This is a genomic window from Microcystis sp. M165S2 (assembly GCF_020245885.1).
GTDB lineage: Bacteria > Cyanobacteriota > Cyanobacteriia > Cyanobacteriales > Microcystaceae > Microcystis.
The window spans coordinates 1-9,448 of record NZ_JADBTZ010000117.1; the positions used below are offsets into that span (position 1 = coordinate 1).

Genomic DNA, 9,448 nt, shown 5'->3' on the forward strand with positions numbered 1-9,448 from the left:
AATCGTCATTTAGCGAAGTCGATAACCGATGCAGGATGGTCTGTTTTTAGGCAATGGCTAGAGTATTTTGGGGACAAATACTGCAAGTTAACTATAGCTGTCTCACCTCATAATACGTCTCAAAATTGTGCTAATTGTGGGCAAAAAGTCCAAAAGTCGCTATCTACTCGAAACCATGTTTGTACTCATTGTGGATACACAGATTGTCGAGATAGAAACGCCGCTTTAAACATCTTGCAAAAGGGATTAAGTAGCGTGGGGCGCACGCAAACTTTAAACGCTTCGGGAGAGGTTCCCTCTTGGTTGGTTGGAGAAATCCTGCTTGCTAACGGAGACTCAATGAACGAAGAATCCCCGTCTCTTTAGAGCGGGGAGCGTCAAAAAACAGAAATAGTAAAACATCAGGGTTAAATTGTGGCAGTCACGAAAAGATCCACTATACTGTTAGACTTAAACAGGTCATCACCCAATGACTATCTAGCTATAATCATGTCACCGCCACAAAAATCATTTTATGCTTTCTGAGCCGGAACCGAGCGACACCCTCACCACTGCCACCGTCAATATGGGCGATCAAACTACCGATATCAAGCCAATTTTAGCCTTAAAAGAGTTAGTCGCCAGTTTATATCGCGAACAAAACAAAGTTCAAAATCTCTTAAGTTCCCTCGGGTTTGCCCTGCGGAGTTTCAATAATTTAAACCAATTCCTCGATCTTACCCCCTTGATGGCCGCACGAGTGGCAGATGCGGAGGGAGGGGCATTGATTTTGAGCAAAAATAACGGTCAAGTGGCGCTCGATCAACTCCATTGCCAAGATAATCAAATTAATGGGGAACTACGCCGACAATTAGAGGCAATTATCCGACAATTAAACCAAGAACCGGCACTTGAGAACAGAAATAGTCGATCGCTTCTCGATAGTCTCGACCATAAAATCCGGCAAACTCTCGGACAGGGTACGCAGGTATATAGTACACCTGTTTTGGTAAAAAATAGTGAGCGGGGACGTTTATACGTTTTCAGTCGCGATCCCGATTATGGTTGGACACCCACCCGTCGTAAACTGTTGCAGCTAGTGGCCGATCAAACGGCGGTGGCTATAGCTAATAATGAATTAACGCTGGAATTACGGGCCAAGGAACGTCAGGATCGAGAGTTAGAAATCGCTTCCGAAATCCAAAATCGTCTTTTACCCCGGCAATGTCCGAAAATTCAGGGGGTAGAATTGGCAGCCCACTGTAAAACGGCTAATCGCGTTGGTGGCGATTATTATGATTTTATCCCCTGCAACTACGATCAATTTAAACCGGCAAGGGAGGCGGAAATGGAAGCTAGTACCGCTCCTTGGAGTATAGTCATTGGTGATGTCATGGGTAAAGGTGTCCCAGCAGGATTATTGATGACCATGACCCGGGGAATGTTGCGAGCGGAAGTGTTAAATCGTCACTCCCCGGCCCAGATTTTGCGTCATCTCAATCGGGTTATGTATGCCGATCTGGATAATTCTCATCGTTTCGTGACATTATTTTATTCCGAGTATGATCCCCTGACGCGCCGTCTTGGCTACAGTAATGCTGCCCATTATCCCACCCTCTGGTGGCGGGCCAAAACGGCAGAGTTAGAGCCTCTCGACACGGAAGGGACATTAGTTGGTTTAGAGGCCGATTCTATCTATGATGATGCCCAAGTGCAATTAGAAGCGGGAGATACGCTGATTTATTATACCGATGGCTTTACCGATGCAGTTAACTCGAAAGGGGAAAGATTTGAGCAGAAAAATTGGCTATCGGCAGTTAAAGAAGCCTGTCAACAGTACACCGATCCCGAACAGATTCTAGAATATTTATTTGGGAAAGTTGCCGCTTTTACTGGGTTGGGAAATGACAGTAGCGACGATATGACTTTAGTAGTTATGCGAGTGAAATCGGAGGAATAAATTATCATTTCCTAGCTCATAAATTAGCCTAATTCTGCTCTTGCCAAGGAGCAAATAAAGGCAATAAAGCTAACCCGGGTAAAGCGGCAATTACCGTGATTAAAAAGAACCACTGCCAACCGATCGCCTCAGCTAAAACTCCTGCGGGGGCTACTAAAATATCGCGACTAAAGGCCATTAAACTTGATAAAAGGGCGAACTGAGTAGCGGTAAAACGAGCATTACAAAGACTCATTAAAAAAGCCACAAAAGCGGCAGTGACTAAGCCACCGCAGAAGTTTTCAATATTAATAGCTAAGACCATAAAAGGATAATTTTGCCCTAAATTTGCTAAAATAAAATAGGCTAAATTACTAACAGCTTGCAAGACACCAAATATCCAGAGCGATCGATTAATTCCCCAACGACTTAACAGGGAACCACCTAATAAAACTCCCACCATAGTTGCAATCATGCCCATACCGCCTTGGATCGCCCCAATATCGGTTTGACTGAAACCAGTTTTTAAGAGAAAAGGAGTCACCATATTATTAACTAAAGCATCCCCTAAACGATAGAGAACAATAAAGGCGAGAATGCTGATTCCTTGACCTATTTGATAGCGTTGAAAAAACTCTTGGAAAGGCAACCAAACCGCCTCTAAAAGAGTTTGAGGAGTATCATACCTAGGGGGAGTAGCTGGGGCGAAAAAAGACCAAATAATCGTTAAAGCCATCAGTCCAGCTAGGAAAAGATAGACGAGAGGCCAGGGAAAGTGATCGGCTAAAATTAAAGCGATCGAACCAGTTAAAATTAAAGCCAAACGATAACCTAAAACCCCGATCGCCACCCCTGCACCCATCTCCCATTTTTCTAAAATATCTGTGCGATAGGCATCGTAGGCAATATCTTGGCTGGCACTAAAAAAAGCAATCAGTAAAGCATTAATTGCCAATAATTCTAAAGATCGTTGCGGTTGTTGCAAAGCCATGAAACCAATCGCTAAAGTTAAACAAATTTGAGCGATTAAAATCCAACCGCGACGACGACCAAGCACGGGGGGAAGATAGCGATCGAGTAAGGGAGACCACAGAAATTTGAGAGAGTAGGGGAGAGCGACTAAACTAAATAAACCGATCGATTTCAGATCAACTCCTTCGGTGGTCATCCAAGCTTGCAGGGTACGACCGGTGAGAAAATAGGGCAATCCAGAAGCGAAACCTAAGAATAACAAAGCCGCCATTTTTTGACTGCGGAACACTTGCAAATAAGCGGAAATTTCTTTGATCATGGAGGGGATAGGAGGATAGATTAGATTAAAGAATATAGTTAATTGACCCAAAAAGAAAGAGATTAGTTCTGACCAGCATCATCCCATCTTAACCATTGCCCGGCGATCAAAAAAAATTCCCGAAAAATAGCAGTCTTTCCCCCAACTGGGGCTATAGGCAGTAGAATGGATGAGATTTTGATTCAGTAGTCTTGAAAAATTGCGGTATTCTCCTTAAGATAGATGCTTGATTCTCCCAACTAGCTCCCACCCCTATTTACCTTTCCCGGATAAGGACTGCCATCCCCACCTTCCCTGCCGACTCCTGTGATTAAAGTGGACTCCTGTTTTATCTCATACCTATTGTCTAATCCCTCCGACTCGGAAGCGACCGGTGACAATGCCACCATTACCGTCGAGGTGCGTTTGGCCCAAAGCCAAGATCTCAAAAGCTTGGCGGAAATTCTCACCGATAGTTTTTTCCCCACGGCCAATTATTGGTCTTTTCTGCGTCCTATCTTTAAATTGGGCATTTACGAGGACTTACGGGGACGATTGCGCGCCGATACCCCTTACTATCACTGTCTGGTAGTCAGTCAAACCAGCGTCACCGCCACGGGTTCTCAGGAAATTATTGTCGCTACGGCGGAAATCGGCTTAAAATCTAGTTCTTTTTTAGCCGTTCCCATTCCTTATATTTCTAATTTAGCCGTTAGTCCCGATCGCCGGCGTGCCGGTCTGGCCCGGAGATTGCTGCTCAAGTGTGAACAGATCGCTAGAGAATGGGGTTTTGAGGAACTTTCCCTCCATGTTCTCGATAATAATCTAGCGGCCCAGTCACTGTACTCAAGTAGCGGTTATCGTCTGCAAAAAACCGACGGTTGGTTGATCAATTGGTTATTTAATCGACCACAAAAGTTATTTCTGCACAAAAAAATCAGCCATTGAGGAGATAGGAGGCACTCATGCACTCATGCACTCATGCAAAAGGCAGCTTTCTTCTCCCCACTACCCCACTACCCCACTTCCCCGCTTCCCGCTCCCATAAAAAACTTTTTGCTGCAAACCCTAGATATTTCTCCAAAATTGCGATGCAGAAGAACTATAAGGAAAAATTCTGCTATATTATCTGCTAACTCTCTAGAAAACCCGATTAGTTTAATAATCTTTTCCGGGTATCTGAGAAAAAAAATAGTTCATCTCTTTAAATATGGTTTTAGGGAGATATTTAGTGACCGTGTGAGGCAATTTGTGGTTAATAAGACAAAATCAAGGCTTAAAAGCGGAAAATCAAGCAAATTAGCGGCTAAACCTGTTAAAAAGCGGCGATTGTCCGGTAAATGGTTCCTGACGGCCCTAGGCTTAACTGGCTGCGCCCTAGTTTCCGCTACGGCGGGGGCTATGTTGGCTGTGTCTCTCTCCTCCACACCTTTGCGACAAGCTGCTCTTAGTCCCCAAGAAGCCGCCGCTTTTAACAATCAGCAGGCGATATCCTATGAAAATCTGCAACTTCCCGCCCTCAACCGCCCCGTTAATATTCTGGTAGTTGGCGCGAAAGTGTTGACATCCGATGTCAAGGAGGCACAAACCCCAGATCTGGGTTATCATGCCCCGGTTAATTCCTTGGATGGTTTAACCGATACCATGCTGTTACTGCGTTTTGACCCCCAAAGACAGAAGTTAACCATGCTTTCCATCCCCCGGGATACCCGCACCGATATCGAGGGTTACGGGGAGAAAAAAATCAATGAAGCTAACGCCCTCGGTGGACCTGCTTTAACGGCGGAAACGGTTAGTCATCTTTTGGACGGAGTGGCTATCGATCGCTATGTTCGCATTAATGTGCAGGGTGTGGAAAAATTAATTGATGCTTTGGGGGGGGTGACGGTATATGTTCCCAAAGACATGAACTACAAAGATTTTAGTCAACACCTCTACATTGACCTGAAAAAAGGGGAACAACACCTCAACGGCGAGAAATTCCTCCAGTTTGCCCGTTTTCGTTACGATGCTAACGGCGATATCGGTCGTATCCAACGACAACAGCAATTAATGCGGTCTTTAGTAGAACAAACCCTAAAACCAGCAACTTTATTGAAAATTCCCGATATTATCGAGGTTATCCGCACTCATATCGATACTAATCTCAGTTTAGAGGAGTTACTCGCTCTAGCCGGTTTTGCCTCTAAAACTCAGCGCGCTGATGTGCAAATGCTACTGCTACCGGGAGACTTTAATGGTGATGGTCGGCAAGGGATCAGTTATTGGTTGCCCAATCAAAGTAAAATTCAAGAGCTAGTGGCTCAACATTTTAACCACGGCTCTTTTATGGCTGACATTGAGGAAACCACGCAACCGACTCGCATAGCTGTGGAAGATAGCATCGATAATCCAGAAGCGGTGCAAGCTCTAGTCAGATATCTGCGCTCGTTTGGTTATGAAAATGTTTTTGTCTCTAAGTCTTCATCGCCAATTCTAGAAACTACCAAAATTATTGCTCAAAAAGGGGATAATTCCCTGGCTGCTGCCCTGCATAATAGCCTTGGTGTCGGGGAAGTTTTGGTGGAAAGTACGGGGAATCTCGCTTCTGATGTGACGATTAAAATCGGTCAAGATTGGCAAGAAAAATCAGCTAATCTTTCTGAGCCATCCCTAGGCAACTAAGAAAAAAATCAAGTTTATCTGGGTTATTTATTAGCCAAAATTTGACAAAAATTTTGGTGTTGTTCACTAGCTATTCCTTGCTGTAATCTTGCCAAAACTTCGGCTAAATTCCCCGATAATAAAGCATTTTTATCTAGCCATAATCCAGGGAAGACTTGGGAGCAAAAGATATTATCTTGATTTGATTCTAGGGGCAAATATTCCCCATCAGTTAAGCGAAACCAATCCAATTGAACGTCATAAACTCGCCAGATAATATACTTTTGCACTCCATGACGACGATAAACTTTGAGTTTTTCGTGTAAATCGTAGGAAGCAGTAGAAGCGGCAATTTCCACGATTAATTCCGGCGCGCCTTCCAGATAACCATCTTCACTAATGCTTGATTGTCCACCGGTTTCTATTCTTAATAAAGCATCTGGTTGTGGTTGATTATCCCCATCCAGTCGCACAGTAGTATTATCCAGTGTTTCTACCCCCGGTGTCGCCACTTCGTAGGCAGTTAACCAACCGATAAGATTAGCGTGGGGTTTACCGTGGTTTTTGGCTCTCACCGCAGCTGCCATATAAACAACTCCTGCGATTAATTCAGCTTTTTTTAGCTGTGTCATTGACGGCGCTCGAATTCAGGAAGGGTTAATCTATCACCACTTTCGAGAGGGGGAATAATATTAGAGGAAACTGTGTTAGTCGATAGCATATTACCAGACTCAGTTAATTTATCGATTAGGTTAAGCTTTGTATCGAGAGCATCGAAGATATCCTATACTTATTTTACAGCGTTTCTGGTCAAGATGAAGTGTAACCTAATTTGGTATCGACCACTGACTCCCCACAAGGAAAACTTTGTACCTCATCATTAAGATAAATGCTAAATCCTTGAGTTCCTTATTTACCTTAAACCTTGCACCATGTTTGCTTTAGTTTCACTAGATAAAATCGAGCTACCGACGGGGTCCTTAGTGAGATTACCTGCCACTTGGCTAGATTATCAAACTTTGTCTCGGCAAAGGGGTGACAATTCTCGGCCTAAAATCAAATATCACAATGGAGAAGTCTTGCTTATGTCTCCACTTCCCAAGCATGGACGTGATGCCCATTTAATTGCTAATATTATCATCACCTTATTGGATTATCTGGGGCGTGAGTACGAGGCTTTTACTCCCGTAACCATGGAATTACCAGAAACAAGTGGTATTGAACCAGATTATAGTTTTTATATTGACCATTGGCCGGCTATAGCAGGGAAAGCCAGAATTGACTGGGTAAATGATCCTCCTCCCGATTTAGTATTAGAAATTGATGTCACCAGTTACTCGAATGTGGATGACTATCTGCCTTATCAAGTGCCTGAAATTTGGTTGTATCGTCAGAAAAATCTCTATATTTATTGGCTAGATAATCAAGAGTATATCCTGCGCCATCAAAGTCAATATTTTCCTAACTTTAACCTACAAAATTTAGTTTCTTTCTGTGGAGAAATTGCCGACAATCGCAATAGTAGTATGGCAATTCGTCAACTAAAACAACATCTCGAAGATTTTTATAAGTAGGGAGGCACAATTATTTGTAGGATGGGTTAGCGGTAGCGTAACATGAGCGGGCGTTGGGTTTCATGCTTCAACCCAACCTACGTTCATCTTATATTTAATTCCACTTTGTACCTCATCATTAAGATAACTGCTATAACCATGAATAATTTTAAAATACTGCTCATCGGTTACGGTAATACTTTAAGAAATGATGACGGAGTGGGAGTGAGAATAGCCGAAATTATCGCCGAAGAGAATTGGACTAATGTGCAAGTCATCGCTACCCATCAATTGACTCCTGAATTAGCAGCCGATATAGCTGATGCTTCCCTAGTTATTTTTGTTGATGCGGTATTATCTAATCAAACTGATATTCAGATAGAAAAATTAGCGGCAGTTACGGAATGGAATAATTTTGGTCATGCAGAAAGTCCCGCTTCTTTATTAGCATTAACTCAAGCAATTTATCAACAAACTCCCAGGGCCTGGGGAATATTTATTCCTGCTATTAATTGTGAATTTGGTGAAGAATTATCAACAATAACTCAAAAGGGCTTGACAAAAGCGATCGAAGCTATTAGGAAAATTATTACTTCTGAGGATTTGACTGAATACCAAAAGCAGGACTTTGATAATCTTCCGGCAGATAATTTTCAGGAATAGTGCTGTGATTGCCATCCCGGAGAGCCTTGTAGTGAGGAGACATAATTTCGATACCGACTTCGTTACATTTATCCTGAATATTTTGATGTAATTCAGAATAAATATACACCATTTTGCTAGGATGGTCGGTGTAGGCATTTAGCTGATAGCTGACATAAAAATCATCGAGACTGGTTTGCAAGACAAAAGGAGCAGGTTCTGAGACAATAAATTTAGTGGCTAAGGCTGCTTCTTTCAGGGTTTCGTGAACCTTACGCCAAGGTAAATCATAACCGAGAGTGACTGTGGTTTGCAAAATTAAAGGCTGTTCGAATTCCCTTTGAGAAACGCTAAAGTTAATCACATTGGTGTTTAACAGCGATGAATTAGGAATCGTGATAATTCTATTAGCTGGTGTGCGAATGCGGGTGACTAATAATCCTTTTTCAATCACGTCTCCAATAACATCACCAATAGAAATTTTATCTCCTAGTTGAAAAGAGCGAGTATAGATGAGGATAATTCCTCCCACCACGTTAGCGATAGCAGAGGTAGAACCCAAGGAAAATAGCACCCCTAAAAATACCGACACCCCCTGAAAAGCAGGAGAATTAAATCCGGGTAGATAGGGAAAAGCGATGACTATAGCTAAGGCAATTATCAGCAGTGACAGTAAATTATAGGTTGGGTTTGCCCAATCGGGATAGAAACCATGAATTACTAAAGTTCCTCTTGACAATGCCGTGAAAAATGGTTTAATTGCTCTCAACAGATAGTGAGTTATAAAAATAATTAGCAGTATAATAAAAATATTGGGTAAATATTTTGCTATCTCTTGGGAAAAAACTTCCAAAGCACGGAAAAAGTATTGCAAAAAACCATCACCAAATTTTCTAGTCCAGGGAAAAAGACGAAGGACAAAAGTTAAATAAAAATAGAGAATAGTTAAAATAATTAGAGTTCGGATAAATTGCAAAACTCTTAGGGAAAAAATTCCTATTGTCTGGGAACTAATAATCTCAAAATTTTGGAATACGACCCCAGGAACTAGGGAGGTGATTAATCTCTGAATCTGGGGAAAAACCCGCAAAGATATAAAAATCATCGTCCAGAAAATTAAGACCGTGGACAGGGTAGCACTTACTGTCAAAACTGCATCTTTTAAGAGGTTATCCGGTTGACGTTCTTGACGATAACGGACAATGGCCGCTTTAATCTTTGCTAAAGCTCGTTCGGCCAATACTTCTTGACTTACCGCGTGTAATTTGGCATCTTTAGAAGTAATAAGCTAAAACGCACTTAAACCACCTAAAATAGAAATAGTAACTTGAGAAAAATTCTACTTATGCCAGCTAAAGATTTCCTAGATTTAGAAGAAAAGAAAAACTTACAAAAAGCTCTTAAAGAAGAAGAAAGAGCAGA

At 42.3% G+C, this 9,448-nt stretch carries 7 protein-coding genes and 2 pseudogenes; 6 read left to right on the top strand and 3 right to left on the bottom strand.

All coding sequences use genetic code 11. The features are described 5' to 3' along the window. Together IM479_RS06085 and IM479_RS06090 are read left to right on the top strand one after the other, a co-directional pair. Positions 1–366, top strand: a 366-nt coding sequence (locus IM479_RS06085) for an RNA-guided endonuclease InsQ/TnpB family protein (RefSeq protein ID WP_287687435.1), incomplete at its 5' end; no start/stop codon positions are given. A gap of 148 nt (positions 367–514) precedes the next feature. Next, a complete protein-coding gene (locus tag IM479_RS06090; RefSeq protein WP_286824904.1) occupies positions 515–1,939 on the top strand; it encodes a PP2C family protein-serine/threonine phosphatase in 1,425 nt (474 codons plus the stop codon). 28 nt (positions 1,940–1,967) lie between these two features. Here IM479_RS06090 and IM479_RS06095 read toward each other — a convergent pair whose 3' ends face one another. After that, a complete protein-coding gene (locus IM479_RS06095; protein ID WP_287687436.1) occupies positions 1,968–3,209 on the bottom strand; it encodes an AmpG family muropeptide MFS transporter in 1,242 nt (413 codons plus the stop codon). A gap of 306 nt (positions 3,210–3,515) precedes the next feature. Here IM479_RS06095 and IM479_RS06100 point away from each other — a divergent pair, with 306 nt between their 5' ends. Both IM479_RS06100 and IM479_RS06105 read left to right on the top strand, forming a co-directional pair. Then, positions 3,516–4,136, top strand: a complete 621-nt coding sequence (locus IM479_RS06100; RefSeq protein ID WP_286824906.1) for a GNAT family N-acetyltransferase — start codon at positions 3,516–3,518, stop codon at positions 4,134–4,136. A gap of 303 nt (positions 4,137–4,439) precedes the next feature. Further along, entirely contained in the window at positions 4,440–5,852 is a 1,413-nt protein-coding gene (locus tag IM479_RS06105; protein ID WP_287687438.1) for an LCP family protein, read from the top strand. A gap of 23 nt (positions 5,853–5,875) precedes the next feature. On the opposite strand, the pseudogene IM479_RS06110 reads toward IM479_RS06105, so the two are convergent. Then, positions 5,876–6,552 (bottom strand): annotated as a pseudogene (locus IM479_RS06110) (Uma2 family endonuclease). 211 nt (positions 6,553–6,763) lie between these two features. Here IM479_RS06110 and IM479_RS06115 point away from each other — a divergent pair. Together IM479_RS06115 and IM479_RS06120 are read left to right on the top strand one after the other, a co-directional pair. Beyond that, the gene (locus tag IM479_RS06115; protein ID WP_287687440.1) at positions 6,764–7,405 is read left to right on the top strand and encodes a Uma2 family endonuclease; all 642 of its coding nucleotides are present in this window, start codon (positions 6,764–6,766) and stop codon (positions 7,403–7,405) included. A 138-nt stretch (positions 7,406–7,543) separates the two neighbouring features. Continuing rightward, positions 7,544–8,047 (top strand): hydrogenase maturation protease, encoded by a 504-nt coding sequence (locus IM479_RS06120; protein WP_287687442.1) that lies wholly within the window; start codon positions 7,544–7,546, stop codon positions 8,045–8,047. Here IM479_RS06120 and IM479_RS06125 read toward each other — a convergent pair. Further along, positions 7,974–9,311: pseudogene (locus IM479_RS06125) on the bottom strand (mechanosensitive ion channel family protein); the annotation flags it as partial. The gene IM479_RS06120 and the pseudogene IM479_RS06125 sit on opposite strands and share 74 nt — an antisense overlap. Between the last annotated feature and the right edge of the window lie 137 nt (positions 9,312–9,448).

Excerpts from the sequence above, each read along its gene's own strand:
- IM479_RS06090 (WP_286824904.1), top strand. The coding sequence starts at position 515 with ATGCTTTCTGAGCCGGAACCGAGCGACACCCTCACCACTGCCACCGTC.
- IM479_RS06095 (WP_287687436.1), bottom strand. The coding sequence starts at position 3,209 with ATGATCAAAGAAATTTCCGCTTATTTGCAAGTGTTCCGCAGTCAAAAA.
- IM479_RS06115 (WP_287687440.1), top strand. The coding sequence starts at position 6,764 with ATGTTTGCTTTAGTTTCACTAGATAAAATCGAGCTACCGACGGGGTCC.
- IM479_RS06120 (WP_287687442.1), top strand. The coding sequence starts at position 7,544 with ATGAATAATTTTAAAATACTGCTCATCGGTTACGGTAATACTTTAAGA.